General features: G+C 65.5%; 17 protein-coding genes. 8 read left to right on the top strand and 9 right to left on the bottom strand.

The window, feature by feature from the left end; translation table 11 throughout:
• The first annotated feature begins 73 nt into the window (after positions 1–73).
• Positions 74–1,033, top strand: a complete 960-nt coding sequence (locus tag LZC94_45035) for a glycosyl hydrolase family 18 protein (GenBank protein ID WXB14972.1) — start codon at positions 74–76, stop codon at positions 1,031–1,033.
• Positions 1,034–1,729: 696 nt separating this feature from the next.
• Here LZC94_45035 and LZC94_45030 read toward each other — a convergent pair.
• Complete coding sequence (locus LZC94_45030) at positions 1,730–2,068, bottom strand: hypothetical protein (GenBank protein WXB14971.1); 339 nt, start codon at positions 2,066–2,068, stop codon at positions 1,730–1,732.
• Between the two features lie 299 nt (positions 2,069–2,367).
• Here LZC94_45030 and LZC94_45025 point away from each other — a divergent pair, with 299 nt between their 5' ends.
• From LZC94_45025 to LZC94_45010, 4 genes are all read left to right on the top strand, one after another.
• Entirely contained in the window at positions 2,368–2,520 is a 153-nt protein-coding gene (locus LZC94_45025; protein ID WXB14970.1) for a hypothetical protein, read from the top strand.
• A gap of 119 nt (positions 2,521–2,639) precedes the next feature.
• Complete coding sequence (locus tag LZC94_45020; GenBank protein WXB14969.1) at positions 2,640–3,038, top strand: YciI family protein; 399 nt, start codon at positions 2,640–2,642, stop codon at positions 3,036–3,038.
• Between the two features lie 173 nt (positions 3,039–3,211).
• On the top strand, positions 3,212–4,303 hold the full coding sequence (locus LZC94_45015) for a zinc-binding dehydrogenase (GenBank protein WXB14968.1): 1,092 nt from the start codon (positions 3,212–3,214) through the stop codon (positions 4,301–4,303).
• A gap of 138 nt (positions 4,304–4,441) precedes the next feature.
• Positions 4,442–6,061 carry a protein kinase gene (locus LZC94_45010; protein ID WXB14967.1) on the top strand — a complete coding sequence of 540 codons (1,620 nt, stop codon included), beginning with the start codon at positions 4,442–4,444 and terminating at the stop codon, positions 6,059–6,061.
• A gap of 7 nt (positions 6,062–6,068) precedes the next feature.
• Here LZC94_45010 and LZC94_45005 read toward each other — a convergent pair whose 3' ends face one another.
• Positions 6,069–7,355 (bottom strand): porin, encoded by a 1,287-nt coding sequence (locus tag LZC94_45005; protein WXB20325.1) that lies wholly within the window; start codon positions 7,353–7,355, stop codon positions 6,069–6,071.
• A 329-nt stretch (positions 7,356–7,684) separates the two neighbouring features.
• Between LZC94_45005 and LZC94_45000 the strand changes: the two genes are divergently transcribed.
• Positions 7,685–8,614: a family 16 glycosylhydrolase gene (locus LZC94_45000; GenBank protein WXB14966.1), complete on the top strand. Its 930-nt coding sequence runs from the start codon at positions 7,685–7,687 to the stop codon at positions 8,612–8,614.
• On the opposite strand, the gene LZC94_44995 is transcribed toward LZC94_45000, so the two are convergent.
• Both LZC94_44995 and LZC94_44990 read right to left on the bottom strand, forming a co-directional pair.
• Positions 8,605–9,921: a tryptophan 7-halogenase gene (locus LZC94_44995; GenBank protein WXB14965.1), complete on the bottom strand. Its 1,317-nt coding sequence runs from the start codon at positions 9,919–9,921 to the stop codon at positions 8,605–8,607. The genes LZC94_45000 and LZC94_44995 overlap by 10 nt on opposite strands.
• Before the next feature lie 3 nt (positions 9,922–9,924).
• Positions 9,925–11,076, bottom strand: coding sequence for a glutamate--cysteine ligase (locus LZC94_44990; protein WXB14964.1), 1,152 nt, complete (start codon positions 11,074–11,076; stop codon positions 9,925–9,927).
• A gap of 334 nt (positions 11,077–11,410) precedes the next feature.
• Between LZC94_44990 and LZC94_44985 the strand changes: the two genes are divergently transcribed.
• Both LZC94_44985 and LZC94_44980 read left to right on the top strand, forming a co-directional pair.
• Complete coding sequence (locus tag LZC94_44985; GenBank protein ID WXB14963.1) at positions 11,411–12,364, top strand: SMP-30/gluconolactonase/LRE family protein; 954 nt, start codon at positions 11,411–11,413, stop codon at positions 12,362–12,364.
• A gap of 385 nt (positions 12,365–12,749) precedes the next feature.
• Complete coding sequence (locus LZC94_44980; GenBank protein ID WXB14962.1) at positions 12,750–13,727, top strand: hypothetical protein; 978 nt, start codon at positions 12,750–12,752, stop codon at positions 13,725–13,727.
• 134 nt (positions 13,728–13,861) lie between these two features.
• Here LZC94_44980 and LZC94_44975 read toward each other — a convergent pair whose 3' ends face one another.
• From LZC94_44975 to LZC94_44955, 5 genes are all read right to left on the bottom strand, one after another.
• Entirely contained in the window at positions 13,862–16,501 is a 2,640-nt protein-coding gene (locus LZC94_44975) for a DUF5110 domain-containing protein (protein ID WXB20324.1), read from the bottom strand.
• 137 nt (positions 16,502–16,638) lie between these two features.
• Positions 16,639–17,289 carry a DUF4360 domain-containing protein gene (locus LZC94_44970; GenBank protein WXB14961.1) on the bottom strand — a complete coding sequence of 217 codons (651 nt, stop codon included), beginning with the start codon at positions 17,287–17,289 and terminating at the stop codon, positions 16,639–16,641.
• 555 nt (positions 17,290–17,844) lie between these two features.
• Positions 17,845–19,386: a hypothetical protein gene (locus tag LZC94_44965; GenBank protein WXB14960.1), complete on the bottom strand. Its 1,542-nt coding sequence runs from the start codon at positions 19,384–19,386 to the stop codon at positions 17,845–17,847.
• An 8-nt stretch (positions 19,387–19,394) separates the two neighbouring features.
• On the bottom strand, positions 19,395–21,941 hold the full coding sequence (locus tag LZC94_44960; protein ID WXB14959.1) for a porin family protein: 2,547 nt from the start codon (positions 21,939–21,941) through the stop codon (positions 19,395–19,397).
• Positions 21,941–23,680: a protein kinase gene (locus tag LZC94_44955; GenBank protein WXB14958.1), complete on the bottom strand. Its 1,740-nt coding sequence runs from the start codon at positions 23,678–23,680 to the stop codon at positions 21,941–21,943. The genes LZC94_44960 and LZC94_44955 overlap by 1 nt, the downstream gene beginning before the upstream one ends.
• Positions 23,681–23,767: the final 87 nt, after the last annotated feature.

The raw sequence follows: 23,767 nt of genomic DNA, 5'->3' as shown, positions 1-23,767 counted from the left end.
CGGCCGCGGCCGCGGCCGCGTCACCCGACACCGCACCTCGTCATCCTCGTTTCCAGCCTTTGGAGAGTCGACCATGCAGCCACTCTTTCGATTTGCGTTGCTCGCGCTCGGCGTGTCGTGTGCTTCCTGCACCGGGGCGGAGATTGCTTCCGATTCCACCGGGACCGATTCGTCGCCCGCCGAGCGCGCCGAGCTCACGGGCGCGAGCTCCGACGAGCTCTCGACCCTCGCGCCGGGCACCAAGACGTTGGCCTATGTGGAGGTCAACTCGAACGACTTCAACAACGTGGGCTGCTACACCTATGACTCGCCGGCGAAGCCGTATTTCACCTTTGCGTCGATCTTCGCCGCCAACATCAATTACGATAGCGCGCGGCAAAAGCCGATTCTATATTTCAATCCGCAGGTCGACACGGTCCTCAACCGCACCAGCTATGTGAAGAACCTGCAGTCGCTCGGCATCAAGGTGCTCCTGACCGTGCTCGGGAACCATCAGAACGCCGGCTGGGCGTGTTTCCGCGACGAGGCCACGGCGCAGGACTTTGCATCGCAGCTGGCGGCGGCCGCCAACAAATACGGGCTCGACGGCATCGACATCGACGACGAATATTCGACCTGCTCCACCAACGACACCTCGCTCATCGTGGTCGCGAGCAAGATGCGCGCGGCCATGCCGAACAAGATCATCTCCAAAGCGCTCTTCTCCGATACGAGCTACTTCCGCGCCCGATGGAACGGGCACAAGCTGGCCGACTACCTCGATTACGGTTGGGAGATGACCTACGGGTACACCAATTACGCCGCGCGTTTGAGCCCCTACCTGGCGCAGGGAATGACCAAGGAGAAACTGTCCATCGGTGTTTCCACCGGCGGCAGCGACGGGGCGGGCGCCGCAAAATACGTAAATGACAATGGCATCGGCACATTGATGACGTACAATGTCACCAAGAGCTCGCAGAGCTACCTCTCCGGACAATCCCGGGTGCTCTACGGCGGCAAGACCGTGCAGGTCAAACCAAACTGCTTGAAATAGCGATACGCTCGCCGCGCCGCGCCGTGCACATTCATGTGCCCCACCTGGCCGGCGCTTCCTCTCGTTGCCACGATATGAGTCGGGTGAGCTCCGCTCCACCCCAACGCTCCCCCCTCGGGGGAGGGAGCTAACGCCCGGAGCGGGCGTTCCATCGGGGTGTTGTTTCGTCGGGCGAGCGTCCCATCGGGCAAACGTTCCATCGGGAGCGTCCCATCGGGCGAGCGCCCCATCGGGGGTAAACGTCCCATCGGGAGTCTTATCCCATCCGGGTAAACGTCCCATCGGGGGTAAACGTCCCATCGGGAGTCTTATCCCATCCGGGTAAACGTCCCATCGGGCGTCTTATCCCATCCGGGTAAACGTCCCATCGGGCGAGCGCCCCATCGGGGGTAAACGTCCCATCGGGCGTCTTATCCCATCCGGGTAAACGTCCCATCGGGCGTCTTATCCCATCCGGGTAAACGTCCCATCGGGCGTCTTATCCCATCCGGGTAGACGTCCCATCGGGGCAAACGTCCCATCGTGAACGTCCCATCGGGGCAAACGTCCCATCGTGAACGTCCCATCGGGGCAAACGTCCCATCGGGCGAGCGTCCCATCGGGGGTAAACGTCCCATCGGGCGTCTTATCCCATCCGGTAAAACCTCCCATCGGGCGTCTTGTCCATCGCGGGTGTTCGAGAGGAAGCGCCGGCGGCTAGGCGCAGTCAGTCGCGAGGCCGTAGGTTTCGAGCCACGCGTCGACATAGGAGGTGCCTTGCGTGACGGCGAGCATCAGCGAGCAAAGCGCCTGCAGCCGACCGAGGTCGAGCGCGTCGAACATTTCGCAGAGGCGCAGACGGGTGCTCGTTCGGTCCCAAAAGCCCCACGCCGCGAGGAAGACGAACCGATCGCCGCGTGGGAGCTTCCCACCATCGCGCTTGAGGAGCTCGATGGCGTCGTCCGTGGGGCCTCGGGCGGTCCAGAGATGCTCGAGACGAGCTTGGGCGAGCAGCGCGCGGCATGCGCGTGCGGCTTGAACGTGATTGGCAAACATTCGGTCTTTCCTCCGCGTGCTCAGGGCGACCGTCCGTCCTATGAGCATCGCGCATGCCATTTGGGATTTGCGCGAATGCCTTCGCGCGGCCGCAGAATCGTGCACCCTGCGAGGCGCGCGTCCCGGCAATACGCCGCCCGCCGCGCCCCGCCATTCCGCAATTTGCCGGGACATGGTCGCGGACGGTAGGTGGCCGAAGCCGGCCCTGCAAGCCAATGTCTTCGAGCTCCTCGAGGGCCGTCGCATCGTGGGCTCGGTGATGGGCCACCCAGGCCCCCGCCGTTCTCATCCCGCGCCTGGTGCGTCTGTACCGACAAGGGCGGCTGCCCCTGGGTAAGCTCGTGAGCCGCTACCGGCTGGAGGACATCAACACGGCGGTCACCGATATCCGCGCCGGTCGCACCATCAAGGCCGTGCTCACGTTTCGCGGAGGCCCGGACGGGCCCGCTTGAGGCGTTCGCGAATTCGCGCGCCGCGTGTCGATCCACGCCATCGCCAATCGACGCTCTCTCGAAGGCGGGGTTCCACACGAGCTCCGCCGACGAACCGAACGGATAAAAGGAGAGCCCGAATGCGTGTCATTTCATTGGTTAAGAGCGCGGAGACGAACAAGCGACCGCCGCCTGCCTTGATGGAGGCGATGGCCGTATTGGCCGAGGAAGCGACCCGGACCGGGGCCATGATCGAATCGGTGGGACTGCTCCCCACGTCGCAGGCCACGCGGATGCGGCTCTCCAGCGGCGAGTTGATCATCACCGATGGTCCGTTCACCGAGGCCAAAGAGATGGTCGGCGGCTATGCGATCTTCGAGGTAGCCTCCATGGAGGAGGCGCTCGAATGGTCGAAGCGCTTCATGGATCTCCACAAAGAGCATTGGCCGGAGTGGGAGGGCGAAACGGAGATTCGACCCATGTTCGCCCCGCAGGATCCGGCCGCACCTTGTCGGGTCGAAATCCCCGAAACGAAGTAGTCGTCCTCGGGGCGCGCGCGGAGCCTATCGCGACGGCGTTGCACATAAGCAACGACCGCACCTCCTTCTTGACATCATAAATGACGGCCATCATCATATCGGCCGATGTCAATCGTCATTGATGCCCCACGCCACTGTGCGATCACGAACGATCCACAGGGCAAGGCGTCAATGTGGCACGGCTCCTGCCGGAGGGGATGAAGAACATGCGCAGCGTCCTTTACGATCGTCACGGGCAGCCGGACGAGGTTCTTCGCGTTGCCCAAGTCGAGGATCCGGGGCCGCCCGGTCCCGGCGAAGTCTTGATTCGCGTACGAAAGCGGCCGGTGCACCCCGGTGATCTGCTCGGGATCCGTGGCGGCGCGCGTCCTCTGGCGAGCACGCAGCCATGGCCCCGCGGGATTTCACCGGGGTTCGAAGGGGTGGGCATCATCGAGGCGCTCGGCCCCGATCTGCGAAGGGCCCGCGGCTTCGTTCCCGGCGGTCGGGTCGCCTTTTTCCCCGTGCGGGGGGCCTGGAGCGAGTGCGTGCGGGCGAGCGCCGAGTTTGTGACACCGGTGCCAGACGATGTTCCCGACACGGTCGCGGCCCAAATGCTGGTGAACCCCATCACGGCGATGCTGCTGCTCCGCGCGGTCGACCGAGCGAACGAAGGGCGCGCGGAAAAGCCGGGGGTCATCGTGCAGACCAGCGCCAACTCGGCGGTCGGGCGGCTCGTGACAACGTTGGCAAGACGGCGGGGACTGCATGTCATCCATCTGGTGCGCACGGCGGAGGAGGCCGTGGCCCTCGCGGCGCGGTTCGCCGATGAGCGCGTGCTGGCCACGGAGGACGATCGCTGGCGCGAGCACGTCCGGCGCGAGGCCGGCGGGGAGCCGATCCACGCGGTGCTCGACGCCGGGGGCGGCGCGCTCACGTTCGATCTGGTGGCGCTCCTCTCCGATGGGGGGACGCTGGTGTCCTACGGCTCCTCGGGCGAGGGCTCGACCTCGCTGGAGTCCCTCGCCCTGGCGACCCGCGAGATCACCATTCGCGGCATCTCCATCGCCCGATGGACGGCGACGCGCTCGCCCGAGGAGCGCCGCGAGGACATTGCGGCGGCCGTGGAGCTCGCGCGCACCGATCCGCGACCCTTCGACATTGCCGCCGAATACGATCTCGCGCAGATCGCGCAAGCCGTTCAACACACGGAGCGCCCGGGCAAATTCGGGACGGTGCTCCTCACGTCGGAGCCGCGCCCGCCGCGCGAACGCTGGATTGCGTAGCAAATCCGCGATGACGCGATGCCACGATGACGCCATGAAGACTCATAACGAAGTTGTGCCCCGGACTACCAAGCTACCTCTACCGTGAATTTCTACACTCCCACTTGAGTCTCGACGGGATCGGCCTACGTTGGTGAGGTGACGGGGATCTTAGCGGAGGGGCAACTCTTTCTCGGGAAGTACCGAGTGGAGAAGTTGATTGGCCGGGGCGGCATGGGTGCCGTCTACGCGGCGATCGACATCGATCTGGCCCGCAAGGTCGCCATCAAGGTCCTTCTTCCGCAGATCGCCACCTCGCGCACCGCGGCCTCGCGGTTCGTCAACGAGGGGCGCGCGGCCGCCCGCATCGAGGGCGAGCACGTGGCGCGCATCTTCGCGGCGGGCCGCACGGAGGATGGCCTCTCGTACATGGTGCTGGAGCTGCTCGAAGGGATCGATCTGGCCGATCACCTCACGCAGCGCGGAAGGCTGGGGGTGGCGGAGGCGGTCGACATCGTCCTCGAGGCGCTGGAGGCCGTCGAAGAGGCCCACCGGCACGGCATCATCCACCGCGATCTCAAGCCCGGGAACCTGTTTCTGCACCGCCGGGGCAATGGCGCGCAGGTGGTGAAGGTGCTCGACTTCGGGATCTCCAAACGAAGCCACCCCTTCTCGGACACCAGCGGCGAGCAGGAGCTCACCATGACCCGCGCGCTCCTCGGCTCCCCTTTTTACATGTCGCCCGAGCAGCTGCAGGACTCGAAGAGCGTCGATACCCGCACGGACATTTGGTCGCTGGGCATCATCCTCTACGAGATGCTGGCGGGCATCGTCCCCTTCCGCGGCGATACGCTGCACGATCTTTTCCACGCCATCATCGAGCAGCCGGTGCTCCCCCTCGGAAATTGGCGGCCCGATATCCCGCCCGCGCTGCACGCGGTGGTCGCGCGCTGCCTGGAGCGCGATCTCAAGCGCCGCTTCGCGCTGGCCTCGGAGGTGACCCGGGCGCTCACGCCTTTTGGCTCGCGCGCGAGCGCGTCGTATGGGCGGCCGATGAACTTCGCCGTGCCCAAGATGGAGTTCGACGACGCGCAGGAGTTCACCGTCCAACAGACGCAGCTCTGGATCCCGACGCACGCCGAGAACGCGCGCGCGCACGGCGCCACCGTGACGCCTTCGCGCGGGTACCCCGATCCCAAGGCGAACACCGTCACGCCTTCGCGCGGGCACCCCGATCCCAACGCGAGCACCGTCACGCCTTCGCGCGGATATCCCGATCCCAACGCGACCACCGTGACCCCCGCGGTGGGATACGTCGATCCCAACGCGATGACGATCACGCCCGAGCACGGGTACTCCGACCCGAACGCCAACACCGTCACGCCCTCGCACGGGCACGCCGCGGCGATCGCGCAATCGCACGGCGCATGGAGCGGAAACCCGGCGCGCCAGGAGCTCGGCGCATCCATCCGGCGCACGCGGCGCGCGATGATCGTGCTGGCGATCGCCGTCCCAGCCGCCATCGTGTTTCTGGGGAGCTTCTTTGCGTTTTCCTTCGTCCTCGGCCCCAAAGACCCGCGCCGCGATGCCGTGAAAACGGCGCTCAGCGCCGCGTCGTCGTCGGCCGCGCGCGCCCTCGGCGCAACCCCGTGGGCCGCAACGCCTTCGTCACCGAATCGCGACGCCGCCCCCCAGGGCTCCGCGCACGCGCCCGCGCCTGGCGGTGGACCGGCGGCGCCCGCATCTGGAGCGGCAGCACCGGCGCCCGCGAAGCCCTAAACCGCGATCAAAATAGATTGAAATGCGCCGTGGTCGTGATCCGGTGCATGGTGCCCACCATCGAGGAGCACAGCATGCCGACGGTACAGGGTTGGCCTTCGGCCGCGTCGTTGCCGAAGGTGTGGCGCTGGCCGAAGGCGTATTCGATGCCGAACTCCACTTGTCGGTTCGGCGCCCAGAACGTGTTGATGTACATCTCTTCGATGGCGCGATTCGGCTCGGGCTCGATCAGCAGGCCCGTCTTCGAATCGATGCGCGGCTCGTAGGGCGCCGCGGCCGTGCTGCCGCCGTTGTTCTTGAAGAAGGTCTGGCTCCAGACCACGTTCGAGCGAAACTCCGGGGACCAAACGTGCGTGTAGTTGACGTGGTAGCCGAGCGCGTCCCAAAGCAGGAAATGGGTATCCATGTTGGTGACGCCCTGCACCCCGCCCGCAGCGAACAGGTAGCGCCCGATGCCGCGGCCGCCGTTGACCATCAGCCGCAAGGTATCGTCGAAAATTTTCACGCCGGTGCCTGCGCCGAGCCCCCAGCCTTGTTTGGTATACGAGTCCTGGCCGGGCGCGCCCGAATCTTTGTAATTGACGGTCACCGCGACCAAAGACGCGCCGCCCCAGGCGCCCGAGGTCGAAAGGCGCCCCACGAAGTCGGGAATCGACTGCATTTTCCGGGTGGCGGGGACGGCGGTGCCATCGGTGATCCCGTTCAAGTCGGTGCCGGGCGCGTTCTCCGCGGCCAGGGACAAATCGAAGGACGACGGGAGCGGGATCACGTAACGAATCATCGGTTGGCGCAGGGCCGCGCCCGATCCGGGGCCGTTGAAGTCGACCACCTCGGCGGTGCCCTCTTGGATCAAGAAGGTCGTCCAGGTCTGCCCGAGGAGCAGCGATCCGTATTTGCCGCTCAGGGTGCCGTACCCGTGCCGCAAACGGAACAGGACGGAGTTGGTGAAGGTCTCGCCGGACAGCAGATTTCCGCTCCAGAAGTCACCCTCGATGCGGGTGCCGATATCCGCCCATTCGGTCTCCGTGTTGGTGGAGATGCCCACGCGGCTGGTGCGCGCGGTCATATAGAGCTGGTTCGTCTTGTTCCTGCTGTCGTACCCGAGATTCAAGGGAATGCGCGAGGACAGGATCGCGTAGTCGTCGCCCTCGACCAGCGGATTGCGGCCTCCGAGGTCGTAGGTGATATCGAGCTGCGCGTAGCCGCTCAGGGTCAGCTTCGTGCGTAATCCTGGAATTTTGAACGTTCCCGGGGGATCCTCGTCCTGGGCCGAGGCCACGGAGCAAACGGTCATCACGGACAACACGACGGAAGTAAGTAAAGCTTTCGTTCGAGCCATAGTTGCGACGTCCATTCATAGAACGTCGAGCTCGGCTAACAAAGCTTACTCTTCGATCATTCGTCGGAACCTACCCCGGCCCCCCTACGAATTGACCGATTCGAGGGCTGCAAGTTGTCCGAATCGGACAACTCGTTCGACGATGTCGGCGCGAAACGCGTCAATTTTCTCGACGTTGCGCATAGCCCCCGCTGGGCGCGCCCTTTGCTCTTCCCCCCCACGAGGGCGGGGAATGAAGCACCTTGGCAACGACAAACCAACGGAAGAACGAAGGAGCGAACCAGATGACGAAACGATGGCACGATGCGCAATCGATGTGCGCAACGCGCGGCATCCAGCGTTCCATGCAAGGCGGGCGCGGAGCATGGTGGCTCGTGGCGCTTGGCGCGTGCGCCGCGCTGATCGCATGCAGCGGCGAAGACGGGTCGGAAAAAGAGCTCACCTCCGCCCCGGTCACCCGCGAGGGCACACCAGGACGCGGCGCGGATCCGGGCGCGCCGGACACGCCCAGCGCGCCAATGGCGCCACTCGCCCCCACGGCCGGCAAGACCCTGGTCTTCGACGCGCCCTTCAACGACGCTTCGCAGTGGACGGTGGGGCGCTCGTCCTCCTATCCGGGGCCCACCAATCCGAATGACAACAAGCTCGATTACATCTCACCGAGCAGCGCCCCCGATCCCGACGGGACCTTCCGCGCCACCCGCCGCTCCGACGGAAAATGGGACGCCGATCTGGTGACCACCGAATACAGCTCCAAGCACTTCGAGCTGAGGCCCAACGACGAGCTCCAAGCCACCGTCACCTTGCAGGGCGATCAAGGGGCATGGCCCGCCATCTGGACGTGGGGGCGCGATCTGCCCAGCGGCGTGCAGCCCGGCCACGGCGAGGTCGATTTGTTCGAGTACCACGCGGACAATCCCAACTTGCTCGAGCTCTCCAACCACGTGCGCGAGTCGTCCCTGTATTATCGGAACGCGAGCACCATCAAGCCGGGCACGCCGTTCGATTTGAAGGTCGTCTTCGGATTGAGCTCGGTCGACTGGTACGTGAATGGGACCCGCATCTTCGCCGATGGAAAGGGTGTCCCCAGCAATTGGGTCGCTTATCCCATCGTCAATATTTCGGTGTCCGCGGGGAAGTACAATCACCCGACCCCGGCGCCTTCGCAGACGTCGATGTCCTTCAAGGTCACGAACTTCCGCGTCTATCGGTGAGACGAGGCCATCGCCAGCGGGGGCGCGGCCTCGGCCGGCGGCAGCTCGGCGAGGCGCAGCCCGGGGCGGGTGACCAGGTAGACGTGGTCCTCGCACGACGTGTCGTCCAGATCCTCCATGCCGCTCGCGAGCTGCACGAACGCGCGTGAGGGATCGAAGGCTTTGAGATCGGCCGAGGTCAGACGCTGCGCCTCGCGAAAATAGTCGTCTTTACCGAGCCTCGGATCGTGGAGCGCGGACACCATCTTCACGTGCCGGGTGTACGCGCTCCGATAGCGCGCGTCGAAGTACGCGACGCTCCGCTCCTCGGGCAGCTCGCCGCGGCGGATGCTCCCGATCGCCGCCGCGGCGAGGACGGCGCTCAACATGGCCAGGTGCACGCCCGCGGCGAGCGCCGGGTCGAGAAAGCACGCTGCATCGCCGCACTGGAAGTAACCGGGGCCCGCGAACGATGCGGCGGCGTACGAATAGACGGGCTCCGTGCGCAAGGTGGTGCCGAGGCGCGCGGACGCGAGCACGGTGGACACCAGGTGTGAGGAGCGGAGGCCGTCGTCGTAGATGGCGCCGAGCCCCCGCTCGCCCTGGCGGAGGAAGTGCTCTTTGCGGATCACCAATCCCACGTTCGAAAGTCCATATTGGAGCGGGATCACCCAGAGCCACCCGTTCTTCACCGCGCCCACGCGCATGGCGCCGCGAAAATCGGCGGGGCCGCGATCGACGTTCTTCCAATAACCCCAAATGGCGATGTTCTTGAAGGATCGGTGGTAGCGCCGGTCCTTCATGTAGCCCGTGGACACGAGCCCGGCGCGGCCGGTGGCGTCGATCAGGTGGCCAAATGCGATGTCCCCTTCGGCGCCGCTCCCGACATTGCGCCATTTCGCGCGCACCGGGCGCCCGGCCTCCCAGGCGATGGCGCGCACCTCGTGGCCCTCGAAGACGGACGCACCCTGGCTCGCGGCGTGGGCGCGGAGCAAGGGGTCGAACCGCGAGCGCTCCACGTGAAGGCCGTGGCGGTGCTTGCCCGTCGACTCACCGAAGTGCAGCCGCCAAGGTTCACCGCCCCACTCCAGCTCCGTGCCCGGTTTTCGGACGAAGCCCGCGCGCTCGACCTTCTCCGAAGCGCCCATCAGATCGAGCACCTCGAGCGCCGAGGGGAGGAGCGACTCACCGACGTGATAACGCGGATCCGGCGCGCGCTCGAGCAAGACCACGTCGATCCCCTGCCGGGCGAGCAAGGCGGCGGCGGTCGCGCCCGCGGGGCCTCCACCGATGACGAGAACCGAGGTGCTGCTCGGAAGAGCCGTCATGCCTCACCTCCATCCGTGAACCCGGCGCGCGGCCGCGGCGACCGGCATATGCCCCGACACGGGCGGAGGATCGACGGTGCGGGCCATGAGGTAGTCGACGGTGTCGGACAGCTTTCCATTCGCCGCCACCCGACGCTGACGCGACGCACCGCTGCCCCGCTCCAAGAGCGCGCCGAGCCAGGAGATCACCAGCTCGCGATCGCTCCCCAGCGCCGGGGCGACCCGCCCCACCAGGCGCGCCACCAGGTCGACGGCGGGCACCAGGCGGCCCGTGGGGAGGTCAATCCCGTGGCCGTCCAAACCATCGCGCGCCGCGCGCCAATACGCCGCGCGCAGCATCTCGGCGGAGATGGCGGGGCCGCGATCGCCTCGGTCGACGGCCTTCTCCGCGCAGAGCACCAGCGCGCGAACGAGCGCGGCGATGAGCGCCGACTCTTGCGACGTGATGGGCACGTCGGTGACGCGCACCTCGAGGGTCGGCAGGTGGGCCGAGGGGCGCACGTCCCAGAAGATGGTCGCTTTGTCGACCAGCGCGCCCACGTCGATGAGGCTGGCCACCAGCTTTTCGTAGTGCGCCACCGACGTAAAGTACGGCGGCGGCCCCGCCACCGGCCAGCGCCCCAGCGAGATCGAGCGCCAGCTGGCATAGCCGGTATCGCGTCCGGCCCAATACGGCGAGTTGGCCGCGAGCGCCAGGAGAACCGGCAAATCGGGGCGCAGATGGTTGCTGACCCGAAGCGCGCGATCCAAGTCGGGCATCTCCACGTGGACCTGGGTCGCGCACGTGGCCGCTTCATCGTGGAGCCCGCGAAATGTCGCCAGCCCCTTCGCATAACGAGGTCCCTCGCTGAGCGGCGGCGGGAGCGCGTCGCCCATCAGGACCGGCGAGCCGCTCGCGATCAGCCGCATCCCCTCGGCCTGCGCGGCCGCTGCCATCGCCGCCCGCCCCGCGCGAAGCTGCTCATACAGCTCCGATGCGCTGGCGCACGGATCCGTCTTCACCTCCACCTGAACGCGCGTCATCTCGGCCGAAGCCCGCGCGCCCACCTGCATTCGTGCGCGGGCGAGGATACTGGCAGCCGCCGGTACCACCGCCCTCGTCGCCGGATCGATGACCAGGAGCTCTTCCTCCACCCCGAATTTTGTCACGGCCACCCCCCCAAATTCGTCCGCGGTCCGTGGGATGACGCCGCCTGGGGGCACGTTGCCGGCAGCGCGTGGATGAGGTGTTCGCGGCGAGGGGCGCAACGGGCAATTGCCATGGCCGACATCGTGCGCGGAGTACGCGGCGGGCACCGGGGAGGGCCGCGGCGATTCCGATATCGAGATATCGCATTACAAATGACTTATGGCTCGCACGGCGCCAGCGCTCATTTGGTAATAACACCACGGCGACTGGACAGATTGCTCCACGCTGACAATACTGCGCCCGAAAATCGACGCAGCGGCAGCTCGCACATGAGCCGCTCGAAACCTTCGGAGGTCGAACATGCGTTGCAAATTCTTCGCGAGCTTCGCCATCGCCCTGCTGTCCCTCGCTGCACCCACGATCCTTGCGCCCACATCTTCCGTGGCATACGCCGAGCCCAACGTCGATTATCCCGACACCTTCGCGCTCCCCCGAGGATTTCGCCCCGAAGGGATCGCCATCGACGCCGCGGGATACGCCTATTTCGGATCGATGGCCAACGGCGCCATTTACCGCGCCGACTTGAAGACCGGCCAGGGCAGCCTCTTGAACCGTGGAACGGGGAGCGCGGCCATCGGCCTCAAAGTGGATTCCCGGAATCGCCTGTTCGTGGCGGGCGGCGGGTCGGGCAGCGCGCGTGTCATCGATACACGCTCGGGAAATGTGATCGCCAATTACCCACTGGCCACCGGCAGCTCGTTCGTCAACGATGTCGTACTCGCACAAGACGGGGCTTGGTTCACCGACTCCACGGTCCCGACCCTCTACAAAGTGCCGTTGGGCGCACGCGGCGAGCTCGCCGAGGTGGATGACGTGGTCCGGCTCCCGCTCAAAGGCGACATCGTCTTCAGCAGCGGCACCACCAACGCCAACGGCATCGCCACGTCGCCCGACGAGCGTTCGCTCATCATCGTGCAGTGGAACACGGGAAAGCTGTTTCAGGTCAACCCCACCACCGGGGTCACCCGAACGATCACCCTCGCGGGCGGCGAATCCGTGCCCCGCGGCGACGGCATCTTGCGCGACGGAAATATTTTGTACGTGGCACAAAATCGATTGAACCAAATCGCCAAAATCGAGCTGGACTCGGCCGGCACACAAGGCCGGTTGATCACGCGCGTGAGCGATCCCCGCTTCGATGTACCGACCACCCTGGCCGCATTCCGCGATCGTCTCTACGCGCCCAACGCCCGCTTCAACACGACACCGACGCCGACCACCACATACAACGCCATCGCCATTCCAAAGCCTTAACGAAGACAAAAACAACCGCCAGGGCACCAGGGCCGCCAGAGGCAGAAACCAAAACCCCTTCCACCCCTGGCTACCCTGGGGCCCTGGCGGTTGATTTTCGTTCGAGCGTTCCGCCCGTGGAGCCGGCGCGGTTGTTTTTCGGTCGCGTGGTCCGCCCTCGAGCCCCTGGCGGTTGATTTTCGTTCGAGCGTTCCGCTCGGGGAGCCGGCGCGGTTGTTTTTCGGTCGCGGGGTGCGCCCCTGGAGCCCTGGCGGAGATTCGTTCGAGTGTTTCGCCTCGTTGATTCCAACGGTGGACAGCGAGCCGAGGGCCGAGGATACTGCGCGCGCGAAAATCGACGCAGCGGTTCCGTTCATGAGCCGCTCTAACCCTTCGGAGGTTGAACATGCGTTGCAAATTCCTCGCGGCCTTCAGCATCGCACTGCTGTCTCAGGTATATCCGCTGTCTCCAGCGCTCACCGAGTCTGCACCTCTCGGCACCGTCCTCGGCCCCGGAGTGGCACACGCCGAGCCAGACGAGCGATTCCCCACGACCATCGCACTTCCAAATGGTTTCCGACCGGAAGGGATCGCGATTGGCTTATCGCCCGTTGCTTATTTTGGCTCGCTCGCCGATGGATCCATCTACCAAGCCAATTTACGAAATGGCGAAGGTAAAATCATAAGCAAAGGACCGGGAACCCCATCGGTGGGTCTCAAGGTGGACGATCGCCATCGCCTGTTCGTGGCGGGCGGCGTGGCGGGAAATGCGCGCGTCATCGATGCCCGCTCGGGGAATGTGCTCGCCAGCTATACGTTTGCTACCGGCGAGTCGTTCATCAACGATGTCGTACTTACACATGACGCGGCTTGGTTTACCGATTCGCGTGTCCCCGTGCTTTACAAGCTGCCGCTCGGCCGGGGCGGCGAGCTGCCCGCGCCCGACAAAGTGGTACGCTTGCCACTCAGCGGAGAAATCGTATTTACGACCGGTACCAACGCCAATGGTATCGTCACCTCGCCGGATCGGCGCTCGCTGGTCCTGGTGCAGTCGAACACCGGAAAGCTCTTTCAGGTGAATCCAAACACCGGCGCCACCCGGGCCGTCGACCTCGGCGGCGAATCGGTCCCCGGCGGAGATGGTCTCCTGCGCATCGGGCACGCCTTGTTCGTGGTGCAAAATCGATTGAACCAGGTCGCCGAAATCGATCTGGAGCGGGACGGGAGCAAGGGCAAGCTGATTCGTCGTGTAACCGATCCGCGCTTCGATGTACCAACAACAATCGCCGTCTTCCGCGATCGGCTTTACCTGCCCAACGCGCGCTTCAACACGCCCCCCACGCCAACCACGCCCTACAATGCGGTAGCCATCGAAATACCGTAACGGGCAAATCCGGCCAAACGACTGGATGCGGTGCGTCGCGCGATGGCGTAGGTCGGGAGCCTCGCGCGACGTACCTCCTTGGTGTGACGTGCACGCGCACGCGCGAAACGTGTATGCGCGGACGGCGCCAAGACTCACGGCCCCGCGGTAACGACGAACGTCTTCGCGCCGGTGACCGAGAGGCTCTGCGATTTGGCCAAGACCAGGTTCGTCCCCGCCTTGAACCACCCGCTCGCCGCCGCATCGAACGCGCTCTTGGTCGCGTAGCGCGTCAAAGCGACGCCGTTGAGGGTTACGCCCGTGGGCTCCGCGTTTGGAAGCACCAGCTCCACGACATTGGCACGCGAGGCAAGCGCGCCCGTGTACGTTCCAGCGGCGGCCGCAATGGTCACCGTCAAGCGACGATCCTCCTGCTTTTGCGACAGCAACGTCGTGCGAACCTTGCCGGTGCGGTAGGCGGTGGTCTCGCCGTCGTCCTCGTAAAGGGTGAAGCTGCTCCCTTGCGCAGAGGGGTAAACGCGCACCACGAGCTCGTCCCTTCGCGTGCCGTCGGTGCGCATACCGAGGATGTTCATCGTCTTTTCATCCACGAACATCTTGGGCACGATGGCGCCCGCGCGCGCAAACAGCGGCAGCTTGAACCGACCGGACCGATATTCGGGGATGTTGCGCGCCCACTCGCCCTGGCTCGTGATCCAGGCGTTGGTGTAGTAGTCGACCCAGGTGCCCGCGGGCAGGTACACATCGCGCTGCGTCTCGCCGGCGCCGGCCACGATGCCGAGGAGCAAGCTGGTTCCGATGAGCTTTTCATGCCCCATCTCGCGCACGTTCGCATCGTTTGGAAACGCGTACACGAGCGGCGGAAACACGGGATCGCCAAAGCGGTAGGCGAGGTGGGCCAGCGAATAGAGGAAGGGCGAGAGCTCGTAGCGCATTCGCACGTTGTCCAGGTTGGACGGCACATCGCCGATGCGATCGGGGGCGGTCTCCTTGCAGTTGCACAGGTTCTCGGTGTGCGTGCGGCCTGGCACGTCGAGCAGCATGCCGTCGGCGAACCATTGGGTGAAGAGCTCGTTCAGGTTGCCGCTGAACCCACCGCGGTGGAAACCGCCGATATCGGCCCCGAAATAGTCGATGCCCGACATGGCCATGTGCATTTGTGCATTCAAATGGGCGATGAGGCTCGGGTAGCTGGTCCCGATGTCTCCCGACCACATGGCCGACCCAAAACGCTGAATGCCCGCGGCACCCGAGCGCGACATCATGAACGGCCGCCGCGCGCCATGCCGCTCGTACCCGCGCGCGATGCTCTCGAGCCACTTGAAGTTGTAAATGTTGTGCACGTCGGCGTGGGCGTGCCCGATGCCCGGGATGCCCTGGTACCACGCGTTCGCATTGTACATCTCGGGCTCGCCCAGATCCGTCCAATGCCCCACGATGCCCGTGTCGATGAGCGGTTGCCGCTTGGTCTCGTGCCAATAGTCGGCGGCGGCATCGTTGGTCCAATCGAGCATCCCGCCCTTGCCCCACCATGGATTGCTGGAAATGTAGGTCGGCCCACACGTCGCACAATCGCGCGCCAAGTATCCCCTACCCTGCAAATCCGCGTGCTCCGGGAGCCCGCGGCTTATGTACGATTCTTCGATGGGGATGATGCCCACGCCTTGTTGCGTGCGGAGCGCGGCGATCTTGGCGGCCGGGTTGGGAAAGCGCGCTTCGTCCCAGGTGAGGGAGCCCATGCGGCTGTTATCCGAATTGCTCGTGACGCCCCCGAACCAGAATAGATCGAGCACGAAGCCGTCGACGGGGAAGGCCTTGGCGCGCAAGCTCGTGAGCTTGCTCTCGAGCTCCGCCCAGTTCTCATAGCCATACTCCGAGACCCACAGGCCAAATGCCTTCTTCGGCGGGACCAGCGGGCGGCCGACCAGCTCCATGTAGTCGCGCCGCAAGTCGGGCAAATCGGCGCCGGTCATCACGTACCAGCGAATTTGATCGCCCCACATTTCAGCCACCCAGGGGCTGCCTTGAAAGTCCCAGCGCTGCTTGTAAACCTGGTCCAGAAAGAGCGCGTATTGGTGCGAAGGTGCGCCCAGCGCGTACAACACGGGGATCTGGGTGTTGCCATTGGCGCCATTGGCAAATGGGGTCATGGCGTTGCCATCGTTGCCGCCCGGAGAGCGCACGCGACCCACCCAGTCGCCGTCGGCCGTGCTGCCGTCGACGAACTCCTGCCCGAGGCCATATGCGTTTTGCGTCTCCCCCGGCGTGAGGGTGAGACCTTTCCAATCCTGCGCGAGATTTCGCGGACAGATGGTGTTCAACCGCGCGCCGCGCAGCCGATCGGTCACCGTGGTGCAGAGGGTTGCCGCGTCGACCGCGACCTCGAGCTCCGGTGTTCGCAGCGTATTTCCTTCGCGTACGAAGCTCGTGGGGCCCGCATAGTCGGTCTTGGCCACCATCGGCGACGTGAACAACGGCGCGCCCGCGCCCGGCCCCGCCCCCTTGGCGGACAATTCGAAGTGCACCAAATCGTCATCCAGCACTTCCACGATCAAATATTGCCCGGGCACATCGAAACGCACACGCTGCACGGCGCGCACCGCCTCGACATCCGACCTTTGCGAGGTTTGAAGCGTTTGCAGCGGCTCTCCGCCCGGCGCGGATTCGTTCGATGCGATTGGGTCGCTGTGCACCGCACACCCAATGGTGCCGGTCAGCGCGGCCGATGCGAGGAAGGCCCATGTGCGCGAAGGGATGGCGGTTTGCACGAGCACCAAGATGCTCTCGTCGTTGCCATGTGGCAATAGGCTCGCCCGCGCCGTCCTGATTGGATGAGACGCACAGGAAGACCGCGTCGAGCCTTCCTGTGATCCCCTTCGATCATTCCCTCACGAGCTTTCGGTCCGAAGGACTACGTGCACTTCTTCCATGAGAAGTGGTACGTGGTGCGGATCCTCCCGCCCGACGCGTCCATGCTGATGAAGCTCGTGGCGCGCGGATCGGACGATCCCGCGTTCACCCGCAACTCCGCATTGATATTGAGATTGCGGTCTTCGCCGCAGGGCTTGTAGACCAACGCGGCCACGTCGGTGATGTCGGTGGTGTGCCAGTCGTCGTGAAAGGGGCCGGCGAAGGTGTGGTCGCGATGGGGCGTGGGGGAGGTGCCCGTGAAATAGTAGCTCGCGCGCTGGAGCGCCCTGGCGCCGGGCGCGAGGCGCGCGAAGCCCACGTAGTCGGCGCGCGCGATCGCATACGTGAACCCCTGCGGGATGTGCACGTGAAGGTTCACCTGGCAGTTCTTCCGCATGTCCGTCGGGTCCGAGCCGCCGCCGGCCTGCGCGGTGAAGTCGTCGTACGCGATGGAGAATGTCGTCTTGTCGGGCGAGACGTCGACGTCCGCCGTGCCCTTGGGGCAGCCGGAGCCGTTCACCGTCACCACGCTGATCGTGATCTTGTCGTCGGGCGGCGGGACCGAGTCGTCGGACGCTGCCACCGCGTCGCCCGGCCACAGCATAGCTAAAAGCGACAGACCTGCGCCCATCGCGGAAATTACGTTCGGCATGGGAATTCCCTCCAATCCTTTTGCGAATGGTTATCAGCAAAATCGCGACGGCGAGCACGACCAAGGCGCGAATACCGAGGCAACTGCGGCAACTGGCCGTTGCGAAATGCGAAATGCACGCTTGGACTTACCGCGGATCCTACGTCGAAAACGACGTTTGCAGCCACGCTTCAAAACACGAAGAGCGTACGAATTTTAAATTCGTCTCGATTTACAAATGGGAGCTAATATACGCACAATTCGTTATTGTAAATTCAATTTTCAATTCACGCGTTGCGCCAGAAGTTTGCATTGCGGTCACTCATGACCAGCCGGTGACGGCGACGCGACGTTCATTGTTTGCATGAGCTGGCGTGACCATGCCGCGCGCGCCATGCGTGGCGCACAATCGTTCTCGTATTCATCGACGTTTGCCGCCCTGGCGGAACCGATTCGCGCGCGTACGACGGCAACTCGGCATCGCACGCGATGCGCGCCATCGACACCGGGCTACTCGAGGTCGCCGACTGGCCGCGTGACCGCGGCGACCTGGCGCGGCTCTGCGCGCGACCGCCCTTACGGTCCGCAGGCGGGAGGCGTCGGATGATCCGCGCAATAGCCCGGATCGCCGGGGACGATGGTGAGCACCGCGGTCTGCGATCCCAGCTGCGGGCGCGATCCGCACATGCCGGCCGAGGGGGCCTCCGAGGGCGCGCAGAGCCCCGCTTCGTTGGGCACCGTCCACGCTTGGCCGGTGGGGGCCACCACGTTCATCGCATAAGCGCCGGTGGGGAGGCACCCGTAAACGAGATCGATCGGCCTCCGGAACTTCGCGCGGAGCCCCTCCTTCAGCGCGTTTTCATCCGCGATGATGGGATTGCCCTCTTTGTCCGTGCGCTGCGATACGACGAGCACCCCCGGCTTGGCCACGTCGAGCGGATCGAGGCAGAGGGTCGAGGGCCGCAGGGCGACGAGGGCCTCGGGCTGCGGATCATTCAGATTGACCGGTGCGCGGACGGTGGTGTTCAGATCTTTGTAAATCGTCAATCCCTGGAGGACCACCGCGGGACCGGTGACCGCGCGCGAGGGCGTCTTGGGCAGCCTCGCGAACAGGACCATCGGGTAGAGCGAGGGCACGAACGCCGAGTCGGGCACGTGGTCCTTCGCGTCGATGACGCCATCGCCGTTGGCGTCCTCCCGCGCATAGAGGAAAAAGGGATTGTCGCGGACCGGAAGAAAAAATGGACGGTTCGCGGCAAGGTCCACCTCGGGCGGGGCCACCCCCGCGCCCAGCCGCAGGCGGATGAACGACTCCTCGAGCGCCACCGGGTCCATCGGATTGGCCTTGGCCAGCTGGAAGTCGGCCGGCAAGACCACGCGGAGCGGATCGGGGTTGGGGACCGGTGTCTTGTTGACGATCTCCTTCGAGTAGAACATCGGCCGATGCGTCGGCATCGGCAGCGCGAAGGTCACGGCGATCTCGCCGATCTTCGCGCCCTCGGGCCCCACCTTCCACACGCCGGGCGAGGCCTCGTAGCCGAGCGGCAAGAACCGATAGCGCGGCCTCTTGCCGGCCAGGACCTCGGCGGGGTTCTCGATGGCGCCGCCTGCGACGTCGCCGCGGGTCGGGAGCTTGAAGATGGAAAGGACCGGATCGAAGTTGCCGTCGCGGTCGTAGAAGCCGCGCACTTGGTAGCCGCCTGGCGCGAGCGGGCCCACCGCCCACGTCGAGCTCACGGTCACCGAGCTGCCCGGATCGGGGCACCAGCGCGAGCCGTCCGCGTTGAACTGGAGCTGCGCGCGAACGCTGTCGAAGAGCCTGTCGCCGGGCACGGTCGTGAAGCTCGCGGCCGACGTCCCGAAGCCGTCGGGCGGCGGCAGCTGGCGCACGTCGAGCGCGAGGAGGATCCCCGCGCCGAGGACGTGCCCTTGCTCCGTGCACGGCAGCTGGCCCGAGTACGTCACCGTGCCCTCGAGCGCGCCCTGCGGCTGGCCGCTTTGAAAGCCGGGCAAGAAGGTGTCCGGATCGCCGCACGCGCCGAAGCCGAGCGCTCCCGCGAGCACGGCGAGAGCCCTTCCTTTGGCCAGCTTGCGGGTGCCGAGGCGTGTCTGTGTCATCTGGGGGCTCATAGCGTGTACGTGAAAAAGGCCATGAAGCGGCGGCCGATGCGGTTGCCGAAGGGGTGCATCTGCAGAGGATCGCCCAGCGCGTCCCCCAAGAGGTTGTAGACGGTGCCGGAGACCTCGATCTTATCGTGATAAAAGCGATATCCCAATCGGCCGTTGAGCAGCATGTACCCGGGTACGTCGAATTGCTTGTAGACGATGCCGTCCAAGGTGGCGACCTGCTCGTTCCACACTTGCTTGGATTGATAATGCCAAGTCAGCTCGCCGTTGAACCCCATTTTGGTGCGCACCTGGACGCCGGCGTTGATTTTATGGCGGCTGGTGCGCTCGTCGTCGGGGATGGGGCAGGAGCTGGGCTTGTCCTGCACGGAGACGTTGAGCGCGTAGTTGGCGAAGATATCGAGGCCGTCCCGGGGGTAAACGCGGGCGCCGATCTCGCCGCCCGCCACGTTGTGGGTGTCGCACTGGTTGGTGAACCCGCCGTACGCCACCGTGTAGCGGCCCAGGTTGGGATCGTAGCCGCCGAGCCCCGCGCCGCGATCCGACAAGCTGACATTGCGGTTGGTCTGGAGCGCGATCAAATTGGTGACCCGCTCGTAATAGCCGGTGATGTCGAACTCGAACGAGTCGTTCATCTGATTGAGATAGCCAATCTCGGCCGAGACGATCTGCTCGGGCTGCAGGCGGCTCCCGTCCTCGCGGCCGCCGCCCGTGTACTGGCCCGCGCCCGGGGTCACCAGCACGATGGGCAACCCGATGTACGACTCGAGGCCGCTGGGCGAGCGGAACGCGGACGCGCCCACCAGCCGGAACGCCTGGCGCTCCGTGGGCTTGTAGATGAACGAGGCCCGCGGCGAGGGCACGATCTTCTTCAAATACGGGACGTAGTCGAGGCGGCCGGAGCCCACGAAGGTGAGCTGCTTGCCGAAGCGGATCGAGTCCTGGAGGAAGACGGACGCGTGGTGCTCGACGGGCACGTCGGGCCGGAAGTAATCCCAGTTCAGATCCTTGAGGCGATATCCGAGCCCGAAGTGGATATCGTGCGAGATGGTCCCCCCGAAGCCGCCCACCACCTCCGCCTCGGCGTTGAACACGTTCTGCGAGGGGTGCGAGGTGTAGAGCGAGTGGCTCGTGTAATCGTGGCTGGCCTGCCCGGTGCCCGCCAGGCGCGTGAAATAGGTGCGCGCGTTGAAATGCTTCGTCTTGAGATCGACGGTGACGTCGCCGTTGGCCGCGTCGAAGTTGTATTCGTTGAAGGCGCCGATGCCGTAAACGTCGAGTTTGTTGTTCGCATATCCGCCGCCGATCTCGAGGGATATGTCCTTGCCCCACCGGCGCGAGGTGCGAATGTCCAGCCGCTGCGACTCGGAGGCCGTAAACTCGTTGGCGGGCGCGAACACCAAGTCGCGGCGCCCGCCCTCGACCTCGCGCGACCACTTGGGATAACGCGTATACCCGGCCGAGACGCGGTACGCGAAATCGCCCTCGCGGCCCGACGCCCACACCGATCCATAGCCTTGCTGCTGATCGCCGTAGCCGACGCGAAAGCCCGATTTGCCTTCGCCGGGGGCGATGGGGATGATGTTGATGACGCCCGCGAACGCGTTGGCGCCGTAGAGCGCGGAGCCCGGGCCGCGGATGATCTCGATGCGCTCGATTTGGTCGACGTCGATGGAGAGCAGCTCCCAGAAGGTGGAGCCGAGGATGTCGTTGTAGACCGAACGCCCGTTGACGAGGACCAGGAGCTTGTTGGCGAGGCGGCTGTTGAAGCCGCGCATGGAGACGTTGGTGTCGCCGCCCGTGATCTGCATGACGTCCATCCCGGCCACGCGGCGGAGCAGCTCGGGGATGCGCGTGATGCCGGACAGGCGAATGTCTTGCCGGGTGACGATGGTGGTGGAGTTGGGCGCGTCGAGGGGGCTTTGCTTGCCGCGCGACGCGGTGACGACCGTCTCCTCGTAGACGTCTTCGGTGCGCGCTTCGCCGACGATGCTCTCGGCGCCGGGGGCCGGGGCTTTGGGCTTCTGCACCTCGGCCGGCTTGATCTCCTGGGGCCCGCGCGGAGTTTCGCCTTCCTTCGGCGGGAGGGGCACGGGGGCCGGTGCCGGCTTGGTCTCCGCGACCCTTTGGGCGGCGAGGCGATCCTCGAGCTGGGCGAGCACCAGCTCGACCTCCAATTGATCGGGCGGATCGCTGGCGATGTACTCTTTGTAGCGGGCGATGGCCGGCTCGAGATCGCCCGCCTCCGCGTGCGCGCGGGCGATGTTGAACACCACGTTGGGGTGCGGGAGGATCTCGTTCGCCCTCTCCAGCTCCGCGATGCCCTCGGCGTAGCGGTGGCCCTGAACCAGCTGCATTCCGGCCTTGAAATGCCGGCGTGCCTCCGTGCGCGCGTCGGCGAGCGCCGATCCGGAGACGAGCGCCATCGACAGAAATGCCAAAAGGCCCGCGAGCCGTTTGCCCGCGCGCTTCCTCGCAGCGAGCGCCTTGTCCGCGAGCTGTCGGGGAGCCGCGGATCGACGAGTTGGAATTTTGAAATCGTTCACTAGTAAGGATCCGGCTTGTAGGGATCGGGCTTGGCCGACGGGCCAAGAGCAGGGTCGCCCTTGTCGCCCTTCGGAGAATCGGCTTTCCTGGGTGGCTGCGGCGGTGAAGACGGCCGAACGACTGCGGCCCCCACCGTGGGAACGAGCTTGACCTCGAGGCTCTCCGTCTGGGGGTCGACGACGAGGGGCTTGGACGGCTTGAAACCTTTCTTCGCGACGGTAAGACGATGCTCCTTCGTGGCGTCCTCGCCCGTCAGGATCACATCACAAGGCGTGCTGGCGCAAAGTTCTTGCGCATCTTCCGTCACGGTTGCGCCGGGGGGGTCGCTGTCGATGCGAACCGCACGCTGCGCCCCCGAGCCCGCGCCTTCCTTTACGATCCCCGTGATAATGGGCTTTGCGCCCTCTGCCGGCGCCGCGCCGGGCGCCGCGTTCGCGTTCCCTGCATTGGCCGCAGGCGCCATGGTGGGCGCGTGGGCCTGCGCCGTCGGGGCCAGCGGCGCGGGCTTGTTCGAGAGCAGGTGCGAGACCACGGTGAGGAGCGCGGCGGCGGTCACCGCGCCGCCGAGGACGGCGAGGATCAGCTTTTGCCGTTTCGCCGGGGTGGTCCGCACGATCTCCGTCTCGCTGGAGGGCGCGGCGGGGATGGAGCCGGCCAGGGCCCCCATGGAGCGATGGGGCGGGACGCTCGGCCGCCGATCGGAGAAGCGCTCCGAGAACGGCGTGGCCAGCGCGTCGGGGGTGGAGATGGGGACGCGCGGCTTGGGGTACGCGCCGCTGGTCTCGAGCCATCCCTCCTCCGAGCCGCCCTTGATGGCGGCCAGGAGCTCGTTCATCGAGCCGTAGCGGCGCGCCGGATCTTTCTCGAGGCAGCGGTACACGATCGCCTCCATCTGCGGGGAGACGATCAGCCCCGGAAAGACGGAGTGCATGCTGGGCAAGGGCTCGTTCACGTGGGCCATCAAGGTGGCGATGCCGGCCTCGCCGCGGTCGTAGGGCACCTTGGTCGTGAGCATCTCGTAGAGCAAGATGCCCATGGAGTAGATGTCCACGCGCGGCGACAGCGCCTCCCCCAGGATCTGCTCGGGCGCCATGTACTTGGGGGAGCCCATGAACAAGCCTTCTTGCGTATGATCCTCGGCGTTGTTCGTGACGTCTTTGACCAGGCCGAAGTCGAGCACCTTGACGCTGTCGCGCTCATCGCCCTTGTCGGTGAGCATGATGTTGCCCGGCTTGAGATCGCGATGGACCACCCCGAGGCCGTGCGCCTCGCGCAAGGAGCGGCAGATCTGCGCGGCGATGTGGCGGACGCGATCTTCGGGCAGGGGGCCCGCGCGACGGAGCACCCGCGAGAGGGTGTGCCCCTCGATGTACTCCATGGCGATGTAGTAAATCTCTTCGTTCTCGGCCTTGCCGTAGTCGAAAATGGTGACCGTATTGGAGTGCGAGAGCTTCGCGGCCGTGGAGGCCTCGAGGAAGAAGCGCCTTCGAAACTCCGGATCGTCCTCACCGTCGTATCGGGGGCTCAAGATCTTCAGCGCGCAGACCCGGCCGAGGGGCGCTTGCTCCGCGCGATAGACCTTTCCCATGCCGCCGCGCGCAATCACCGCGTCGATGCGATAGCGGCCATTGATGGTCCGACCAATCAGTGGATCAGGGGCGTGCTCGCGCGGGGCGGCCACGCGCGCGTCCATCGGGCCTCCCGCAGTGGCCCCTCCCCCTTGACTCCTCTCGGACATGGTTCCCGCACAGCTCTAAACACGCCGCCCTGCTCCGCCATGGCGCATGGCACGTTCAGCTTAGTCGAAAAGTTTGCTGAGGTGACA

Source organism: Sorangiineae bacterium MSr11954 (assembly GCA_037157815.1).
GTDB classification, from domain to species: Bacteria; Myxococcota_A; Polyangia; order Polyangiales; family Polyangiaceae; genus Pendulispora; species Pendulispora albinea.
Note: the sequence above shows the minus strand (reverse complement) of the source record. Positions and strands in the feature narration are given on the sequence as shown.

Bases quoted from the DNA above. Each gene is read 5' to 3' on its own strand.
- LZC94_45035 (WXB14972.1), top strand. From the start codon at position 74: ATGCAGCCACTCTTTCGATTTGCGTTGCTCGCGCTCGGCGTGTCGTGT.
- LZC94_45030 (WXB14971.1), bottom strand. From the start codon at position 2,068: ATGTTTGCCAATCACGTTCAAGCCGCACGCGCATGCCGCGCGCTGCTC.
- LZC94_45020 (WXB14969.1), top strand. From the start codon at position 2,640: ATGCGTGTCATTTCATTGGTTAAGAGCGCGGAGACGAACAAGCGACCG.
- LZC94_45005 (WXB20325.1), bottom strand. From the start codon at position 7,355: ATGACCGTTTGCTCCGTGGCCTCGGCCCAGGACGAGGATCCCCCGGGA.
- LZC94_45000 (WXB14966.1), top strand. From the start codon at position 7,685: ATGACGAAACGATGGCACGATGCGCAATCGATGTGCGCAACGCGCGGC.
- LZC94_44995 (WXB14965.1), bottom strand. From the start codon at position 9,921: ATGACGGCTCTTCCGAGCAGCACCTCGGTTCTCGTCATCGGTGGAGGC.
- LZC94_44985 (WXB14963.1), top strand. From the start codon at position 11,411: ATGCGTTGCAAATTCTTCGCGAGCTTCGCCATCGCCCTGCTGTCCCTC.
- LZC94_44980 (WXB14962.1), top strand. From the start codon at position 12,750: ATGCGTTGCAAATTCCTCGCGGCCTTCAGCATCGCACTGCTGTCTCAG.
- LZC94_44970 (WXB14961.1), bottom strand. From the start codon at position 17,289: ATGCCGAACGTAATTTCCGCGATGGGCGCAGGTCTGTCGCTTTTAGCT.
- LZC94_44965 (WXB14960.1), bottom strand. From the start codon at position 19,386: ATGACACAGACACGCCTCGGCACCCGCAAGCTGGCCAAAGGAAGGGCT.
- LZC94_44955 (WXB14958.1), bottom strand. From the start codon at position 23,680: ATGTCCGAGAGGAGTCAAGGGGGAGGGGCCACTGCGGGAGGCCCGATG.